1 protein-coding gene is annotated in these 662 nt (G+C 37.5%); it reads right to left on the bottom strand.

Annotated features, from left to right (window positions below):
* Window positions 1-21: 21 nt before the first annotated feature.
* Window positions 22-525, bottom strand: a complete 504-nt coding sequence (locus ACQ93I_RS17235; RefSeq protein WP_431699612.1) for a hypothetical protein — start codon at window positions 523-525, stop codon at window positions 22-24.
* Between the last annotated feature and the right edge of the window lie 137 nt (window positions 526-662).

Raw genomic sequence — 662 nt, 5'->3', positions numbered from 1 at the left:
TGCACTGTTTTTTTTATCCATTTAATACCGGTATCCAAAAACTCTCTTTTGCTGATATTTTTTGTAATACCTAAAGGAGAACAAGATTAAAATGAGAATAGTAAAATAGACCCACCTTCCTGTGATTAGTAGAAGAAGATAGTCCAGGACAATTCCTATGGTCAGATATACGGCAAATTTTAAAAGAAATGCTCCGCCTCCGATATAGGAGAACTTGTGGTAGGAAGACATGTAATTACCCAACGGTTTAATGTATTCGTTGAAATATTTGTCCGACAAGTCATCCGTCACTCGCTTTTCTTCCTCTAATTGTTTAAGGTATTCCAAAGTCAATTCTTTTTTCCTCAGCCTGCTCAATTCAACTCTATTGGAGTTGTTCTTTGAAACAGTGTCCTGTGCAGAGGTCAGAGTATGAACAAAATTGGAAAGAGAACGCAAATGAATCATCTTACTGTTTTCCCGATACATACTTTTGATCTGAATCAATATTTGGATCAATTCTTTATCTAAATCCGCTTCTTTCAATCTTGGTTCTTTATTTTAAATTCTGGTGAATAGTGCACAACGTCTCGTATAAAAACAGTGCGAGCTGGAGAGCTTGATTGTCCGCAGGACAATCAGGCGTTGCAAGCGAGCACGGAACTTCGATTCGAGACAGGTTT

The organism is Salinimicrobium sp. WS361, assembly GCF_050750585.1.
GTDB lineage: Bacteria > Bacteroidota > Bacteroidia > Flavobacteriales > Flavobacteriaceae > Salinimicrobium.
This window is presented reverse-complemented; position numbering and strand designations above follow the sequence as displayed.